General features: G+C 44.3%; 15 protein-coding genes. 6 read left to right on the top strand and 9 right to left on the bottom strand.

Translation table 11 applies throughout. The annotated features are described in order from the left end of the window. Positions 1-9: 9 nt before the first annotated feature. Together ACFPIK_RS09585 and ACFPIK_RS09580 are read right to left on the bottom strand one after the other, a co-directional pair. Complete coding sequence (locus ACFPIK_RS09585; protein WP_377914624.1) at positions 10-1,944, bottom strand: fumarate reductase/succinate dehydrogenase flavoprotein subunit; 1,935 nt, start codon at positions 1,942-1,944, stop codon at positions 10-12. A 13-nt stretch (positions 1,945-1,957) separates the two neighbouring features. Continuing rightward, positions 1,958-2,638, bottom strand: a complete 681-nt coding sequence (locus ACFPIK_RS09580) for a succinate dehydrogenase cytochrome b subunit (protein WP_377914622.1) — start codon at positions 2,636-2,638, stop codon at positions 1,958-1,960. Between the two features lie 318 nt (positions 2,639-2,956). On the opposite strand from ACFPIK_RS09580, the gene ACFPIK_RS09575 reads away from it, so the two are divergent. Together ACFPIK_RS09575 and ACFPIK_RS09570 are read left to right on the top strand one after the other, a co-directional pair. Next, positions 2,957-5,734 (top strand): T9SS type B sorting domain-containing protein, encoded by a 2,778-nt coding sequence (locus ACFPIK_RS09575; RefSeq protein ID WP_377914620.1) that lies wholly within the window; start codon positions 2,957-2,959, stop codon positions 5,732-5,734. Then, positions 5,731-6,153 (top strand): thiol-disulfide oxidoreductase DCC family protein, encoded by a 423-nt coding sequence (locus tag ACFPIK_RS09570; protein ID WP_377914618.1) that lies wholly within the window; start codon positions 5,731-5,733, stop codon positions 6,151-6,153. The genes ACFPIK_RS09575 and ACFPIK_RS09570 overlap by 4 nt, the downstream gene beginning before the upstream one ends. On the opposite strand, the gene ACFPIK_RS09565 is transcribed toward ACFPIK_RS09570, so the two are convergent. Beyond that, a complete protein-coding gene (locus tag ACFPIK_RS09565; RefSeq protein WP_377914616.1) occupies positions 6,150-7,109 on the bottom strand; it encodes a sodium-dependent bicarbonate transport family permease in 960 nt (319 codons plus the stop codon). The two genes, ACFPIK_RS09570 and ACFPIK_RS09565, sit on opposite strands and share 4 nt — an antisense overlap. 86 nt (positions 7,110-7,195) lie before the next feature. Here ACFPIK_RS09565 and ACFPIK_RS09560 point away from each other — a divergent pair, with 86 nt between their 5' ends. Further along, the gene (locus tag ACFPIK_RS09560) at positions 7,196-8,122 is read left to right on the top strand and encodes a LysR family transcriptional regulator (protein WP_377914614.1); all 927 of its coding nucleotides are present in this window, start codon (positions 7,196-7,198) and stop codon (positions 8,120-8,122) included. 137 nt (positions 8,123-8,259) lie between these two features. Next, positions 8,260-9,135 (top strand): ACP S-malonyltransferase, encoded by an 876-nt coding sequence (gene fabD, locus ACFPIK_RS09555; protein WP_377914612.1) that lies wholly within the window; start codon positions 8,260-8,262, stop codon positions 9,133-9,135. A gap of 47 nt (positions 9,136-9,182) precedes the next feature. Here the strand turns inward: fabD and folK are convergent, their stop codons facing one another. Further along, positions 9,183-9,665, bottom strand: coding sequence for a 2-amino-4-hydroxy-6-hydroxymethyldihydropteridine diphosphokinase (gene folK / locus ACFPIK_RS09550; RefSeq protein WP_377914610.1), 483 nt, complete (start codon positions 9,663-9,665; stop codon positions 9,183-9,185). Between the two features lie 71 nt (positions 9,666-9,736). On the opposite strand from folK, the gene sppA reads away from it, so the two are divergent. Then, entirely contained in the window at positions 9,737-11,503 is a 1,767-nt protein-coding gene (gene sppA, locus ACFPIK_RS09545) for a signal peptide peptidase SppA (protein WP_377914608.1), read from the top strand. 61 nt (positions 11,504-11,564) lie between these two features. Here the strand turns inward: sppA and ACFPIK_RS09540 are convergent, their stop codons facing one another. Next, entirely contained in the window at positions 11,565-12,458 is an 894-nt protein-coding gene (locus tag ACFPIK_RS09540; protein WP_377914606.1) for a flavin reductase family protein, read from the bottom strand. A gap of 61 nt (positions 12,459-12,519) precedes the next feature. Between ACFPIK_RS09540 and ACFPIK_RS09535 the strand changes: the two genes are divergently transcribed. Then, complete coding sequence (locus ACFPIK_RS09535) at positions 12,520-13,368, top strand: endonuclease/exonuclease/phosphatase family protein (protein ID WP_377914604.1); 849 nt, start codon at positions 12,520-12,522, stop codon at positions 13,366-13,368. A 98-nt stretch (positions 13,369-13,466) separates the two neighbouring features. On the opposite strand, the gene ACFPIK_RS09530 is transcribed toward ACFPIK_RS09535, so the two are convergent. The 4 genes from ACFPIK_RS09530 to ACFPIK_RS09515 all read right to left on the bottom strand — a co-directional run bounded on the left by ACFPIK_RS09530 (position 13,467) and on the right by ACFPIK_RS09515 (position 17,674). Continuing rightward, on the bottom strand, positions 13,467-14,585 hold the full coding sequence (locus ACFPIK_RS09530; protein ID WP_377914602.1) for a hypothetical protein: 1,119 nt from the start codon (positions 14,583-14,585) through the stop codon (positions 13,467-13,469). A gap of 257 nt (positions 14,586-14,842) precedes the next feature. Beyond that, positions 14,843-16,177, bottom strand: coding sequence for a sensor histidine kinase (locus ACFPIK_RS09525; RefSeq protein ID WP_377914600.1), 1,335 nt, complete (start codon positions 16,175-16,177; stop codon positions 14,843-14,845). Between the two features lies 1 nt (position 16,178). Beyond that, positions 16,179-16,853: a response regulator transcription factor gene (locus ACFPIK_RS09520; protein ID WP_377914598.1), complete on the bottom strand. Its 675-nt coding sequence runs from the start codon at positions 16,851-16,853 to the stop codon at positions 16,179-16,181. Continuing rightward, positions 16,850-17,674, bottom strand: coding sequence for a hypothetical protein (locus ACFPIK_RS09515; RefSeq protein WP_377914596.1), 825 nt, complete (start codon positions 17,672-17,674; stop codon positions 16,850-16,852). The genes ACFPIK_RS09520 and ACFPIK_RS09515 overlap by 4 nt, the downstream gene beginning before the upstream one ends. Positions 17,675-17,762: the final 88 nt, after the last annotated feature.

Here is a 17,762-nt window from a genome sequence, read left to right as displayed (position 1 = left end):
GTCTACAGATTATTTATAAGAACGCTGGGTCAACTTCACATTTTCGAAGACCAAATCCTCCTTGTGGAGTTCTTCTTCCTGCCCTTCTCCCACATACTTCCATGCGGCCACGTAAGCGAAGTTTTCATCATCACGAAGCGCCTCACCATCCGGAGTTTGGTACTCTTCACGGAAGTGACCACCGCACGATTCGTTTCTGTTAAGCGCATCGTCCACCATCAATTCACCCAATTCCAAGAAATCAGCAACACGGTGTGCCTTTTCTAGGGTTTGGTTCAATTCCTCATTGGTCCCCAATACTTTCACGTTAGACCAGAATTCTTTCTTCAAAGCTTGGATCTCAGCTTTCGCCCATTTCAAGCCCTCTTCAGTCCTAGCCATTCCGCACTTATCCCACATGATCTTACCAAGCTTCTTGTGGAAATAATCCACTGTCTTGTTTCCGTTGATGGAAAGAATCGTATGAATTCTTTTCTGAACTTCTTCTTTTGCCTTGGCAAATTCAGGATGAGTTTCATCCACCTTCTTTGGTGGAATCTGCGCCAAATAGTCCCCGATAGTATATGGAATCACAAAGTATCCGTCTGCCAAACCTTGCATCAAGGCAGAAGCACCAAGTCTATTTGCTCCATGATCTGAGAAATTCGCTTCACCCAACGCATACAAACCAGGAACCGAAGTCATCAAGTTGTAATCCACCCATAGACCACCCATCGTATAATGTACCGCAGGGTAAATCATCATTGGCACCTCATAAGGATCCTCTCCGGTAATCTGCTTATACATATCGAAAAGGTTACCATATTTCTGCTCGATGATTTTTCTAGAATCACGCTTGATGGCATCGCGGAAATCCAAGAATACCGCTTCACCGGTTTCGTTTACACCACGTCCTTCGTCACAGACATACTTGGCATTTCTGGAAGCCACATCACGAGGAACGAGGTTACCGAAGGAAGGATATTTTCTTTCCAAGAAGTAATCTCTGTCTTCTTCTTTGATATCGTTTGCCTTGATTTGGCCTTTTCTGAGTTTTTCAGCGATCTCTTGAGTCGCCGGAACCCATACACGACCGTCATTTCTAAGTGACTCCGACATCAACGTTAACTTGGATTGATGATCACCAGAAACAGGGATACAAGTCGGGTGAATTTGAGTAAAGCAAGGGTTCGCAAAGTAAGCACCACGCTTGTGAGCTCTCCAAGCTGCTGTCACATTGGAACCCATTGCATTCGTTGATAGGAAGAACACGTTACCGTAGCCACCTGTACAAAGCAGAACTGCATGAGCAGCATGTGTTTCTACTGCACCAGTGATGAGATTTCGTGTGACAATACCTCTTGCATGGCCGTCAATTACTACCACGTCCATCATTTCAGTCCGTGGATAGAGCTTTACTTTTCCATTGGCTACCTGACGGCTGAGTGCGGAATAGGCTCCCAAAAGCAACTGCTGTCCAGTTTGGCCACGGGCATAGAAAGTTCGGGATACTTGAGCACCACCGAAAGATCGGTTGGCCAACAATCCTCCATACTCACGAGCGAAAGGAACACCTTGTGCTACGCATTGATCAATAATTTTAACAGATACCTCAGCCAGACGGTACACATTTGCCTCGCGGGCACGGTAGTCACCACCTTTGATGGTATCATAGAACAATCTGAAGATCGAGTCACCGTCGTTTTGGTAGTTTTTAGCAGCATTGATCCCGCCTTGAGCTGCAATAGAGTGCGCTCTGCGAGGGCTGTCTTGGAAACAAAAGGCCTTGACATTGTATCCCAACTCCGCTAATGAGGCTGCAGCAGAAGCACCTGCCAAGCCTGTACCCACTACGATGACATCGTATTTTCTTTTGTTTGCCGGATTGACCAGCTTGCTGTTAAACTTGTGCTTAGTCCATTTTTCTGCCAAAGGACCAGCAGGTATTTTGGAATCTAGTATCATACGGGACTATTAATTAGCTAGTGAAATAGATGTAAAGTGGCATGGAGGCAAATGCCGCAGGCACCACAATGCAATAAATCTGACCGATGGCCTTAATGGCAGGTGAGTATTTTTTATGATTCAAACCTAAAGTTTGGAAGGCAGAAGCAAATCCGTGGGAAAGGTGGAATCCTAAAAATCCCATGGAGATGACATATAGAGCCACCAACCACTCCTGCTTAAAGGCCTCGCTTACGATTAGAAATAAGTTTTTGTACTCCTCTTCTCCGTAGGTTACCATCGGCACTTCTCCCCAATGCATTTTAGCCCAGAAGCCCTGTAGGTGAACCACCAAGAAGATCAAAATGATTGTACCCAACACTCCCATGTTTCTGGAAGACCAAGCGCTGTTGGTAGAAGCTTTGGATTCTGCATATCCTACAGGTCTTGCAGCCTTATTATGCTGAGACAAAAGAATAGAATAAATGATGTGACCAATAACTGAGATGTAGGTCAAATAGGAGAGGATTTTTACAGCCGGATTGGTAGTCATGAACTTGGCGTAGATGTTAAACGCCTCACCTCCATCTCCTTTAAACAGAAGTAAATTTCCAGACACGTGTCCTGTCAAGAACAGGATGAGAAAAAGACCGGTCAAAGCCATGATCAATTTTCTACCTAGGGTGCTTTTCAAGGTTTTTGTAACCCAACTCATACAAATGTTTCGATTAGTTTAGAACGAAATTCTTTTGCTGTTAATGCCGCCAAATTTACATGCCGAAGGAGTAGTATCCAATGCAAACGAATTCAGTAAGCTTATTTTAAAAGGTTCTAAATAATTTTTCGATGATTGATTTTGATTTCTTTTTCAACTCCTTCCCAACAGTCTGTTTATTTTTATTGTTTGAATTTTGAGTGTTTTTCTCCCTACTTCCGTTTATTTCGTATAGGAAGAAAAATCCATCAGGAATTAGTCCATTTTAACCTCAGACTATCAGTCTTTTAGAAGACTTGGCTACCAATATTGAACGACATGAAGCTTAAAATCTACCTAGGACTTTTTTTCATTGCCCTCTTTTCGGGAATTACCTCGTCTTGGGCTACTCATATTCGAGCTGGCGAGATTATCGCAGAGCGGATTTCGGTTCAAGCCCTCACCTATCGAATTACGGTAGTGGGATATACCGATACCCGATCAAGTGTTGTGTTTGGTCCTGGCCGTATCAATTTCGGTGATGGACGCGAGGAACAGCTTAATACCCAGAGTGATTTTTCTGTGGTAGAAAGTCTCGGTAATCAGATCGAAAAAAACACCTTTGTAATCACTCACACCTTTCAAGGTCCAGGAAAATACAAAATCCGATTCATCGAATTCAACCGAAATGACCTGACCCTAAACATGGACAATTCGGTGGATACCCCATTTTATGTCGAAACAGAAATCAACATCGACCCATTTTTTGGAGTAAATAATTCTCCTGTACTGACTATTCCTCCGGTAGATAACGGCGCGGTCAATGTCCGATACATTCATAACCCGGGAGCATATGATCCCGATGGGGATAGCCTATCCTATGCGATGGATGTTCCTAAACAGGCTTTTGAAAGACCTGTAAACAATTACCGAAGTCCAGCCTCTCCAGAATTCAGCCCACGTCAGCAAGACGGTACGGTTCCGGCTTTTCTGAGAATAGACCCGATTTTTGGAGACTTGATATGGGATGCGCCGGGCACTGCTGGACAATATAACGTAGCCTTTCGAATCATCGAATGGAGAAAAATTGACGGGAAATTTGTGGAAATCGGCTATGTCGTACGCGACATGCAGATTATTATCGAAAACTCGAATAATCGTCGTCCTACGCTCATTTTGCCTCCTGACCTCTGTGTGGAAGCAGGAACTTTGGTTAAAGAAATCATTCAAGGCCAGGACCCAGATGGAGACCCGATCAAAATAGAAATCTTTGGCGAACCTATCCAAATCAATGCTTCTCCTGCTACCTATTCACCCAAAAACGTATTCCAACCTCAACCGGGAATCGTGAATTTTTCTTGGCAGACGGTCTGCAATCATGTCCGCGAACGGGAATATGATGTTCGTGTTCGAATCACCGATCAGCCAAGATCTGGACCAAGTTTAGTGGATATTCAAACATGGAGAATCAAAGTAGTAGGTCCGCCACCGGTTTGGGACGAACTCGAGCAGAAACCCGGCAGAACAGTAGAATTGAATTGGGAGCCTTATGCATGCGCCAATTCTGCCCAAGAAATGCAGGTATGGCGAAGAATAAACTCTGATCCTTATGTGCCTGACTCCTGCGAAACTGGCATCCGGGCAGGTTATGAATTGGTAGGAATTACCGACATGGCTACGTTCTCTTTCACTGATGCAAATGGCGGCGAAGGACTTGCTCCAGGGAATACCTATTGCTATCGATTAGTGGCTGCGTATCCTGAACCAAGATCGGGATTAAGCATTGTTTCGGAAGAAATATGTATCACTATCGATGTGGATGTGCCTATCATTACCAATGTCAGCATAGAGGCAACTGACGCTCAGGCAGGTGAAATCTTTGTCAAATGGACTCCACCTTACGATATCGATAAGACTCAATTTCCCGGTCCATATACCTATGAACTATTGAGAAGCACGGGATTCACAGGAACCCAAAACCGAACTTCTCTGGGAATCATGTCTGACACGCTGTTTACAGACAAAAATCTCAATACAGAGAACCTAGTCTATAATTACAAGGTCATTCTCCTTGATAACAACATCAAAATTGACACCTCCTCATCTGCCTCATCCGTCAGATTGGAACCAACCATCATCAATGAGGCCATCGAACTGAAGTGGACTTTTAATGTACCTTGGAACAATCAAGTAGCGCAGTACAAACATGAAGTCTATCGAAATAGAACTGATGCCAACGCTTCAGACGAGGGTACTTTCGTCAAAATAGCAGAGGTAGATGTCACTCAAAATGGATTTACCTACCTCGATGATGGAAGATTTAATGGAGTCAAACTGAAAAAAGAAATTGAATACTGCTATTACGTAGTAACCAAGGGGTCTTACAATGTGGCAGGATTGGTTTACCCATTAGAAAACAAATCCCAAATCGTCTGCGCAAAACCGGATGACAACAGACTCCCTTGTCCTCCTGTATTGAAATTCGAAGGGCCTGAGTGTGCTGCTTACGTAGCCGAGCAGCCTTGCAACTCCAACACCTTTGAGCACGAACTCAGTTGGGTTCCCAATTTCACGGGCAACTGTGATGATCAATTGAGTGGATATCGATTGTACTTTACTTCGGAGGGAGAAGAAAGCGAATTTACCCTTGTAGGCCAGTATTCTGCTATTCAGCTCAATGCAACGCTGACCAATCTTCCTACCTACAGAGGATGCTATTACATCACTGCAGTAGATCGCTCAGGCAATGAAAGTCAGCCAAGCAATGTGGTATGCGTCGAAAATTGTCCTGTATATAATCTGCCTAATGCCTTTACGCCAAACAACGATGGCGCAAATGATACCTTTATGGCCTTTGACAATCCTTTTGACATGTGCGCCAGATTTGTAACCGGTGTAGAGATATTCATCGTCAACCGATGGGGAGCGGAAGTCTATCGATACAATAGCCTCAACTCTACTGAGAATGACATCTACATCCGATGGAATGGTCGAGATCAAAATGGCAATGAACTTCCTGCAGGCACCTACTTCTATTCGGGAACGGTATTTTTCGATGTATTGGATCCAGCACAGCAGCGTCGAAATCTCAAAGGCACCATTCAACTCCTTCGATGAAGGATATCATATCCATCATCCTATTCGACGGAGTCTGTACACTCTGCAATGCTTCCATTGACTTTATTTTGAAACGGGATCACAAAAACCGTTTTCTGGTGGGAGCATTGCAGGAGCCTGTTTCAAAGAAGGTCCTATCAAATTTTCAGGTGGATGATTCCTACCTAGACTCTTTGGTTTTGGTGGAGAATGGAAAAGTCTATTTTCGAAGTACCGCAGCTTTGAGAATAGCCAAAAAACTCAACAGACCTTGGCCCCTTTTCTATTTTTTGATTGCAATTCCAGCATTCCTTAGAGATCCAGTTTATAATTGGATTGGCAAAAACAGGTATCGCTGGTTTGGAAAGAAAAGCACATGCCGTATCCCTACTTCAGAGGAAAAACAGAAATTCTTGAGCGAGGAAAATCTTCCCTTTTAGAAATATTGGATAATCATCCAGTAGATGGGCATGCCGAGGGTGATATTGAATGGAAAAGTTACCGCCAAAGCCATCGGAACATATAGCCCTTCGTCAGCTTCAGGATTGGCGAGCTTCATCGCAGCAGGTACCGCGATGTAAGAAGCTGAGGCCGCCAAAATGGAGAAAATTAGGCGGTCACCGGCCTCAGGTGCAATCCAGTGACTCAAAAATGCAACCGTACACCCATTCACCAAAGGAACCAGAATAGCAAAAAGAGAGGAGAAATAACCTGTCTTGAAAAATGCCTTGAGCTTTTTCCCACTGTTGATCCCCATATCCAATAGAAAAACCGCCAAAAATCCTTTGAAAATATCTGTGATAAATGGCTTGATCCCTTCAGCCTGCTTTTCATCAGCTATTAGTCCAATGAACAAACTTCCCAAAATCAACAAAACAGAACCATTGGTAAAAGCATGGGTGATAATTCCTTTGAGACCACCTTCTGATTTGGATTCAGAATACTTACGAAGTAAAATCACACCCGAAATAATTGCAGGGGCTTCCATCAATGCCATAACAGCGACCATATGTCCTCCAAAGTGCGCACCTTGGATATCCAGAAAAGAAACCGCCGCAACAAAAGTCACTGCCGAAATAGAACCATAAGCTGCTGAAATCGCCGCGGCATTAGGCACGCCCAATCGCTTTTTGAGAATAAAAAAAGTGTAGAAGGGAATTAAAGCTGAAAGGACCACCCCAAACACCAAGGCCCAAATGATACTGGTGTTGAATTCACTGTGCGAAAGCTCCTGACCTCCTTTAAACCCAATCGACAGCATCAAGTAAAGAGCAATAAACTTGGCGCTAGTGGCAGGTATCTCCAAGTCACTTTTCAACTTCACTGCCAGTACCCCTAAGACAAAAAAGAGAAGACTCGGATTTGTCAGGTTATTAATAAGAATTTGAAAATCCATGGTACAAATATCTTTTGCCTTTAAATCATAAAAAAGCAAAACATAATATTTTTTTATCCGTTATGGTTTTAAAATTAATTTTACTTATGAATCTGACCATACAACAGCTCAAAGCATTTAAGGCCATTGCCAAATATCAAAGCATAACAAAGGCCGCTGAAGCCATGAACATGACTCAACCTGCGGTGTCAATTCAGCTAAAAAATCTTCAAGAAAACTTTGAAGTGCCTTTGACTGAAATCATTGGCAAAAAGATTCATATCACCGAATTCGGACAGGAATTAGCGGATACTGCTGATCGGATTTTTGATGAACTCGGAAAAATCGAGGAAAAAATGCTAGAACTAAAAGGACTGTTGGGTGGCAAAATCAGAATCTCAGCGGTTTCTACAGGAAAATATATTATCCCCTACCTGATGGCTGATTTCATGAAGATCAATCCTCACGTGGAAATCAGCCTCGAGGTATCCAACCGATACAACGTACTCGCTCATCTTCAGGAAAACTCTACTGATTTAGCCCTAGTGTCTCTTTGGCCGGATGAACTCGATCTAGAAAGTATCCAACTTGCTGAAAATAGGTGGTACTTGACTTGCGCACCGGAGAAGAAGAGCCTTTATGAAGAATACATCCATGAAGAGGCTTGGCACAAAATTCCTTTCATACTAAGAGAGAAAGGATCTGGGACGCGCACTATGATGGAAAAATTCTTTACCGAGCGAGACATTCATGTGGAAAGCAAACTGGAACTCGCTACCAATGAAGCGGTAAAACAGGCCGTTATGGCAGGATTAGGAGCTTCCATTTTATCCAATTTTTCTATGGCTCAAGAAATCAAGGATGGAAGAGTCGCCATTTTGGAATACCCTGGACTCCCACTCAAAGCAGACTGGAAGCTGATTTGGCTTAAACAGAAAAAGCACTCTCCGGCAGTGAAAGCATTTATCAGGTGGCTTTCTGAAAACAGAGAAAAAATCCTCGCTGAACATTTCCCTACCTTGGCGTCCATGTAAGGCCGACATCTGAAAAACAAAAAGATCTATATTTGCGCCCTGCCGGATCACGGTGAGGCGCAAATTTGTTTTCAGACAAAATGAAGTAACTGAAACCCATTGAAGCCAAAATCTATAAGCATTTTAAAAATTATAGTATGAAAGCATTTGTTTTTCCGGGCCAAGGAGCCCAATTCCCGGGAATGGGAAAAACCTTGTATGAGCAAAATCCTGAGGCAAAAGCCTTGTTCGAACAAGCCAATGAAATCCTAGGTTTTCGGATCACCGACATCATGTTTGAAGGATCAGAGGAAGAATTGAAGCAAACCAAAGTGACTCAGCCTGCCATTTTCCTTCACTCCGTAGTTTTGGCCAAAACCACACCTGACTTTGCTCCGGACATGGTGGCTGGACATTCCTTGGGCGAATTTTCCGCTTTGGTGGCTAACGGTACGTTGGCATTTGAAGATGGTTTGAAATTGGTTTACCAAAGAGCAATGGCCATGCAGGAAGCTTGTGAAATCAATCCGTCTACCATGGCCGCCATCCTTGGGTTGGCAGACGAAAAAGTAGAGGAAATCTGTGCCGAGATTACCGACGAAATCGTCGTGGCTGCTAACTATAACTGTCCTGGACAGCTGGTGATTTCAGGTTCGAATAAAGGCATCGAAGTTGCCTGCGAAAAAATGAAAGCTGCCGGTGCCAAAAGAGCACTTCCACTTCCTGTAGGCGGAGCCTTTCACTCTCCTTTGATGGAGCCTGCCAGAGAAAAACTCCAAAAAGCTATCGAATCCACTCAATTCAATACGCCGATCTGCCCTGTTTACCAAAACGTGAGCACCACCGCAGTATCCAACGTAGATGAAATCAAAAGGAACCTCATCGCGCAGCTCACTGCACCCGTAAAGTGGACCCAGTCGGTTCAACACATGGTGAAAGACGGAGCCACTCAATTTGTGGAATGCGGACCTGGCAAAGTATTGCAGGGATTGGTCAAAAAAATCCATCCGGAAGCAGAAGTTTCAGGACTTTAAAAATTCAAATCCCGCTCTACAGGCGGGATTTTTCTTTTATTATTCTTTCAGAAATAGGGTTCAATCTCACTTTTATCCTCACTTTCTCTTAGCATTTGAGCGAAAGTTTTACCTGAGATCGGATGTTTTCTATCTGGGAAAAGTTCCAATAAGGGAACCAAGACAAATTTACGCTCGGCAATAAAAGGATGAGGCACTTTAAGCTTTTCTGTGTCAATAAATTCTTCACCATAAAAAAGGATATCGATATCCATCGTTCGGTCGCCCCAAGGCTCTTCGCGTGTGCGACCTAGCTCTGCTTCTATTTCTTGAATTGCTTCCAAAACTTCCCAGGCAGACCAAGAAGTGGAGATCACTGCCAATTGATTGAGAAATTTCCCTTTGGCCACACCTCCCCAAGCTTCAGTTTCGTAGATAGGGGACAGTTTGACCAGCTGAAATCGGGAGCAAAGGGATTCTACTGCACGAGAAAGCAACTTTTCCCGATCACCCTTGTTACCCCCTAGACATAGTACAACCTCAGTTTGCATCGCTTATCACTCGAGTCTTTGTAAAGCTCTTTCAAAATAGATTAATTTCGTCCGTATAAATTATAACAACTATGAAGTTTCTTGGAAATGTGTTGGCCGTCATCGTCGGTCTGTTCATTTTTAGCATCGTCAGCTTCCTGATTTTCTTTGGGATCATCGGCATGATCGCTGCTTCCTCCGACAAAGAAGTCACCGTAGAGGAAAATACCATTCTTCACCTCAATCTCAATGGTCGTATGCTCGTGGAGCGCACCTCTGAGGAAGACTTGAAATTTGGTTCATTCTTAGACCCCTTCGGCGGTGACATGAATGCAGGTTTGGTCAACTTGAAAAAGGCGATCTCCGAAGCCAAAACCAATGAAAATATTAAAGGAATCTACCTCAATACCGGGTTGATTATCGCAGGTCAGGCCAATCTGCTTGAGTTGAGAGAGGCACTGATTGACTTCAAGGAATCAGGAAAATTTATCGTAGCCTACGATGAAGCCTATTCCGAAGGAGGCTATTTTCTGGCTTCTGTAGCAGATGAAATCTATCTCAATCCGCTGGGAGGAATCGACTTCAACGGGTTTGCGTCTGAGGCAATTTTTCTCAAAGGTTTCTTCGAAAAAGTAGGAATCAAGCCGGAAGTCTTTCGTGTAGGCGAATTCAAAAGCGCTGTGGAGCCATTTATCCTGGACAAAATGAGTCCTGAAAACAGATTGCAGACTCAATATTTCCTCGACGACATCAATAATCATGCGGTGAAGTTGATAGCAGAGTCGAGGGGAATGGCGGTGGACAGCCTAATGAAGGTCAATAACCAGATGCTGGTAAGAAAGCCAAAAGACGCAGTTACCTACAGATTGGCCACAGCCTTGAAGTATGAAGATGAAGTTCACTCCATCTTAAAAGAAAAACTAGGTCTAACTGAAGATGATCAAATCTCCACCATCAATGCTACAGATTTGGGCTCTTTAGCCAAGAGCAAAAACATCACCTCTAAAAATCGAATTGCGGTAATCCTAGCAGAAGGTGACATCGTGGATGGTGATGTAGACGGCGCAATTAGCTCAGAAAAATTTGCCAAAGAAATCCGTAAAGCGAGAAAAGACGATGACATCAAAGCCATCGTGCTCAGAGTGAACTCTCCGGGAGGATCTATTTTGGCGTCTGAAGTCATCTGGAGAGAAATGTCTGAAGCTAAGAAAGCCAAACCCGTCATCGTTTCCATGGGAGAAGTAGCGGCATCAGGTGGATATTACATCTCTGCACCGGCAGATACCATTGTGGCTCAGCCAAACACCATCACCGGATCCATCGGAATCTTCGGACTGATGTTTAATGTACAGGAATTGATCAATGATAAGCTGGGCGTGACCACAGACGTGGTATCTACAGGACAGCTTTCTGACTTTATGAATATGGCCCGTCCGCTTACCGAAGTGGAGCGAACCATCATTCAATCAGGCGTGGAAGACGGATACGAAACCTTCATCACCCGCGTGGCCGAAGGTCGTGGCATGCATCCTGACTCTGTGAAAAAAGTCGCCTCAGGACGTGTATGGACAGGAACTCAAGCTAAGGAAAGAGGCTTAGTCGATGTCTTGGGAGGTATGGATACCGCAATCGAAATTGCAGCGGCAAAAATCGGAGCGGGTGAAGATTACCGAGTAGTCTATTTCCCTGAGAAAAAGCCTTGGTTTGAAGAATTCATGAACAGCTTCACCGACCAAGTGCAGGCAAGAGTCCTTCATGCGCAGCTGGGTGACCAATACCCTTTGTACCAAAAAGTCCAAAAGCTGAAACACTATCAGGGAGTACAGGTGAGAATGCCTCAAGATATTTCCATCAAGTAAGGTAAGCTTTTCAATAAATTCAGAGCCCCTCAAAAGTCAACTTTTGAGGGGCTCATTTTATTTATAGCTTTTGGAGCAAAATCTTCCAAGCCAATTCCACATTTCCTTCTTCCAATTCCTCCTTGGCCCAACGATGCAGGTGGTCAAGCCACGACTCCGGATCCAGATAAAATCGCTTTTTCATTTCCTGAATTTCTTCAGTTTGAGCAAAAAGCAAAACCTCCTCCTTACTCGGTAACTGCTCCACATTTCCCAATCTACCCAGGTTATTTCCAGTTAATACGGGACTATTTCGAATTTCCTCCGGAATCTGATCTACCCCAATCCCAAGTGTAGTCAAGGGCTTTGGGATCTGAAAAAGGGAATCCGGAGTGATTTTGGAATACCAATTTCCTCCCAATCGAGCCACAGGATCAAGTTTATAAGGATCGATCACGCCCTTGGAATCTAATATCCACTCGGATAGATGAATCTTGATGACTTCACAGATCACCAGATTCCCGGCCCCTCCACCGTCTCCCAAGGACTTGACTTCATTTACTTTGCATTCAAATGCCACCGGTGCTTCTTTGACTCTCGGAGGAGAAACCAAGTCTGAAGCCAGCCCAGTCAACCCTGCCTTTTCAAACTCATTGACTCCTTTGGGATATTCGGTACTGGCCAAAGACATCTGCTCTACGAGTTCAAAACCCACGATGTGAATGACTACTTCAGGAACCTCATGTACATTGTCAAGGGTATGCTTAGTGGTATTGTCTCTTACTCTTCTGGAAGGTGAAAAGACCAAAATCGGAGGATTTGCACTGAACAGGTTGAAAAAGCTGAAGGGACTCAGGTTGACATTCCCTTCCTTATCGATGGTACTTGCAAAAGCAATGGGTCGAGGCGCCACCGCTCCCTGTAAAATCGCCTGAAGCTCGGGAACAGAAAGGTCTTTGGGATAAATGGTTTTCATGTAACGAAATTAACGTGCAATTTTAACTGATAAGCCTTTTTCCATGAATTAGTTCACCGCTATGAAGTTTAAAATCCTCCCTTACTTTCTCCTGACCTTTGTGATAGCGCTGTCAAGCTTTTCTCAGACAGTAGCCCAAACGCACCGTTTTGCCACTTTTAATATCCGTTGGGACAATCCCGGCGATGCCGGAAATCTCTGGAAAGACCGTGCCCCACATGTGATCCATTTGATCCAATTTCACCAAATCGGACTCTTTGGTACACAAGAAACCCTAGCCCATCAATTGAAACAGATCAACGAAGGCTTAGGCTACTTATCCATCGGTGTCGGAAGAGATGACGGGAAGGACAAAGGAGAGTTTTCCCCTATTCACTACGATCCAAAGCAGTATCAGCTGGAGGATTCAGGTACGTTTTGGCTTTCTCCTACTCCTGATTCACCGAGCAAGGGCTGGGATGCCGCCCTCAATCGAATCTGTACTTGGGGCCGATTCAAGGCAAAAGGCGGAAAGCGGTTTTACGTCTTCAATATCCACTACGACCACATCGGACAGCAAGCCCGTGAAGAAAGCAGCAAACTTGTGGCATCAAAAATCAAGGAAATCAACCGCGAAAACCTACCTGTGATCTGGATGGGTGACTTCAATGTGACTCCGGATAATGCTGCCTATCAAACCATCGTTTCAAATCCAGCTTGGAAGGATGCCCGATTGATTTCAAAAGTGCCGTCCTACGGTCCAGTAGGCACTTTTACCGGGTTTGACTGGGAGCGAATGCCTGATGGCATCATCGATCACATTTTCGTAAATGGAAAAATCGAAGTGCTTCGCCATGGCATACTTACGGATAACTATGGCAAAAAGTACCCTTCTGATCACTTTCCTGTGCTGGTGGAGTTGAGTTTTTAAAGACCATCTTTTCCAGAGTTTAGAACTTTGGAAAAGTGATAGACCACAAAAAAACCGACTCAAAAGAGTCGGTTTTTTTGATTTCCAATTAACCCAACTTAACCGCCTATTGTCTTGGTGGTTGTTTCTCCGTTGACAGTGATGGTAATGGTCTGATTAGCACAAGTACCGTTGCCATAATCCACTGTGATCGTATTGTCACGATAGCGTGTTTCCACTTTTCCTTCGATAGGTCCTCTTCTTCTTCCCTGGCAAGAAAGGTCTATTTCCAATGGTGTAGTAGTCTCATGGGAATAGATCACCTTACCAGAAGCTGTCGCAATTTTGGTTTTGACAGTAGTCACTATCGAGCCACTGATCGGCTTGCGGGAGTCTTCGCCACGTACGACTTCCGAAGTTCTGCTTTTCTCAGAGGTCCAGATAGCCTCTTCGCCGTCGGCAAAAACAAACTTACCATTAGCCACGCTGGACTTCACACTGCCTTTTCCCGTGGTCTTGTCAAACTCAGACACCGTAGTTTTCAATCCACTGATTTGGATATCATTGACGGAGTAGCTTTTAAACTCAATTTTCTCTGTAAGCACATTATCCACCTTGGTTCGCTGAATCTCAATCACTCCTTTTCTCGTGATCTCCTGCTCATGTCTCGTGATGGTCACTCCTGCACCAAAATCCACCTTGGTTTTAGCAATTAGACTCAACAAGGAATCTAATTCAGGAAATTGGTTGCCACTATGTCCACCATGGGGGCCATCTACCGAATTGAAAACAGGCAGATTGACCACATTGCCTGAGGCATCGTAATGGGTGATGGTAGCTCCGCCAAATTTAAATATGCGGAATCCGCGCATATCTCCGGCACTTTCTGCTTCGATGATGGCAAGGATTTCATCGTTTGGAGCAAGTAGATTCAATCCATCCATGATCCCCTTGTGTCCGCCTTTGCCTTTTCCCAATCCTTTAAGGCCCATGCCTCCCGGACCTTTGGCGGTTTCAGAGTCATCCGAAATACGAGCATTGATGGTGCCCATCTGAAAAGAATTTCCGCTAATCGTAAAACTTGTTCCACTAGCCAACTGGCCTGAGGTCTGGGCCAAATCGATTGCTGTAGCATCTTGGGCCGTCAGTTCAGCGACAGCCGCCAATTCATCTTGCTCAGTACATGCTGCCATAAAAAGCAAGTACGACAGGAAAAGAAGGTTCTTGAGGTATTTCATGATTTAGCTGTTTTGGTTAACGTGACCAAATTCAGAGGTCAAGATGAAGGGAAAATGAAAAATTGATTTTTTTCGATTTTTTTTTCAAAAAAATAAAAAATGTTTATCCGCTTTCCACCAGTTGCCAAATAAGAGAAGGTTTGAAGTTTGATTAAAGGTGCTGTGGACTGTGGTCTGTGGTCAGTCGACGAATATCCGCGATCTTTAGAACCAATGACCTGCCTAGTGGCAAAATTGCGGATATTCATAACATAAAATCACCGAGTTTGATCCTCAATGGGGAATCGATAAGAAACCCTAGTTTTTCCATTTTCAGAAGTAACCTCCAAAGTCACACCTAGAAAAATGGCAATCTTAAACATGATCTGCAGCCCAAAACCAGACTTCTCTTTGGTTACATCTTTCAAGAAAACAAGCCCGTTTTTGACCTGAGCGAATAGTTTGTCGTCAATTCCTTCCCCGTCATTTTCAATCACGATTTCATACTGATCGGACTTTTTGATTCCGGAAAGCCAAATCTCCCCCCCACTACTGACATACTTCACCGCGTTGCTCAGCCCATTTTGAATCATCATCTGACAAAGGGAATAATTGGTACCGGAAAAAATAAAGGGATCAAGTTTGCCTTTTTGGAGCGTGACTCCCTGGTCAGCCCCAATAGCTACCCAGTCTTCCAGTAAGCTTTCGAGGATTTCTTGTAAGTCGGCTGTTTCGGTTTTGATAAACTGCGCATTGTTGACCTTGGAAAGGAGAAGCAGTGCATTGACAGATTTTTTCATCTTTTGCAGAGTATTCTGCATGTCCATCAACTTCTCACTCTGGTAAGGGCTCAGATTTTCATCTCCAAAAATCGCCTCCAACTTGGATTGAAGCACCGAAATAGGGGTTTTGAGCTCGTGGGAAGCATGGGAAATAAACACCCGCTCCTGATTGAATGATTTCTGTATACGCTTCATCATCTCTGAAATTGCCTGATCCAGCAGCTCAAATTCCTGTGTCGAACTCTCGATCGACTGATCATGAAATTCCTGAGGCTCGTTGATGCGAGCGATTTTGGTTTGGATGATTTTGTTGAAAGGCGCCATGATCCGCTTGCTGATCATCGAATCGAGGAAAAAGGAAAGCGCCAAAAAGGAAAATAGAATCCCGATCGCGATTCGGTAAAAAATCGTCTCGATCTGCTCAATCGTACTGAGACTTCGGCCGATTTCCAAGAGGTACGTGACGCCACCGATCTCAATCAAGTCAGCATACACGCGGTAGCTGATCTCTTCCTCTTCGATGATTCGCTTCTCCACAAAAATGCTGTCTTGCAAAAAGCTTTCAGCTCCTGCCTTTTCCAGCAAAATGTACTCTTCCTTCAGAATGTTGTAGGAACCAAAGCCTTCCTCGGGATTTTCTTCGGAAATAAAATTTTCAATCCCCTCAGCTTGGATCATTTCGATCACTTCACTCTTTTTCTCGATCAACTGCCGATCGGTATTTTTCAAAATCAGGTAGCTCAAGAGATACGGCCCTGACATCAAAAAGACCAAGAGAAACAACCCTTTCCCCAGTAGATTAAAAATCAACAGTTTGTGAAAAAGCTTCATGTCAGGCGATCAGTTTGTAACCAAGCCCACGCACGGTCTCCAGCCATTCGACCGGGCCAAATGCACTGAGCTTTTTGCGGATATTCTTGACATGCACATCGATGTAGTTAGACTGATACTCGTCATCGAGCTGATCTCCCCAAAGGTGTTCTGCCAATTGGAACCGATTGAGCACCCGGTTTTTGTTGATGAGCATAAACTGCAAAAGGATGTATTCCTTTTTGGTCAGCTTGATTTCTTGGCCTTCAAAAGCCACCAAGGGCTCGTTTAGATGAATTTCAAAACCGCCCAGTTGGATCACATCTTTTCTCCAGCCACTTTTTCTTCGGAGAATGGCCTGCATTCTAGCTTTCAACTCCAAGAGCGAAAAAGGCTTGGAGAGGTAGTCATCCGCCCCGCTTTCCAGTCCGAGAATCTTGTCCCCTACTTCGGTTCGGGCAGTGAGAATAATGACCGAGGCATCTTTTTGATAGCGACTCACATCCTGTAGCAGGTCGAGCCCATCTCCATCAGGAAGTCCCAAATCCACCAGTGCAAAGTCATAGGAATTGACTGCCAAGTTTTCGGAAGCCATCTTTTTGCTGCTGACCACATCGACTACATGATGCTCTGACTGGAGAAAATCACTGATTTCCTTCGCCAAGGGCCGCTCATCTTCTACAAGGAGGATTCTCATTTTTTTCTTTTTAGGGGAAAAGCATAGGTGGCTTTGAGGGCCAATTGAAAGCTTTGGGCAGAGAAATCGTATTCAGGAACCTGCGTAGGAATTACCCATCGGGGCTCTAGCTGAAATTCCAGATTGTCAAGACTGAGGGTCACGGGAATCGCCAAATCCAGACCCTGAGTGACAAAGCGCTGCGTGTCCAAATATTGTCTCCAGGTAAGGTCGTATCCTCCGATTCGGTAATAGTTACTGGTGCCCAAGTAAAATGTAAGTCGGGGTTCAAATGACAAAACTCCCTTTCCTCCGATCCTTCGATCCACTTCAAAGTATCTCGAGTGGCGGCTGATCAGAAAAAAGTCACCAGGCTGATTGACCAAATACATCAGCTGTGTGGTGGAGTAAAGCAATCCCCAATCCAAGCCTAGGCTAGTCTGTAGGATACCGATATTATCCTTCCCGGTTTGATTGAGATTGCTGGCACCGAAGAATTGATTATAGGACAGGTCGATATCCGTCTTAGCGGTCAGTTGTCTCGAAAATCCTCCTCCTATTCCCTTTTGCCAAGAAAGATCCGTGACAAAAAACTTCGCTAGCGTTGCATTCAAGTAAATCCCGGATTTGTGCCAATACATCACGTCGGCTGTGTAAAGGGGAATTTTCTGTCCAAAATCCCTTGCCATAAAACTGACTCTATTCTGATATCCAGAACTCAAAAAAAGGTAATCAGACACACTTGTTTCAGTCGTATCGGCAAGAGAATCCAAATCTTGGGCTTTACCCGAGGCAAGCCAAAATAGCTGAAGGAGGAAAGTAAGGACCAGACCTTTTCTCATGGACAAACGTGGTCGGGAAGTTGGGTGAATCCGAATTATCAAAAATCCGGAAAAGTGGGTTAAGGTATATTCAGGATAAAAAATCAAT

This window comes from Algoriphagus aquatilis (assembly GCF_042657405.1).
GTDB lineage: Bacteria > Bacteroidota > Bacteroidia > Cytophagales > Cyclobacteriaceae > Algoriphagus > Algoriphagus aquatilis.
The sequence above is the reverse complement of the archived record's forward strand: the minus strand, read 5'-3'. Positions and strand labels throughout refer to the sequence as shown.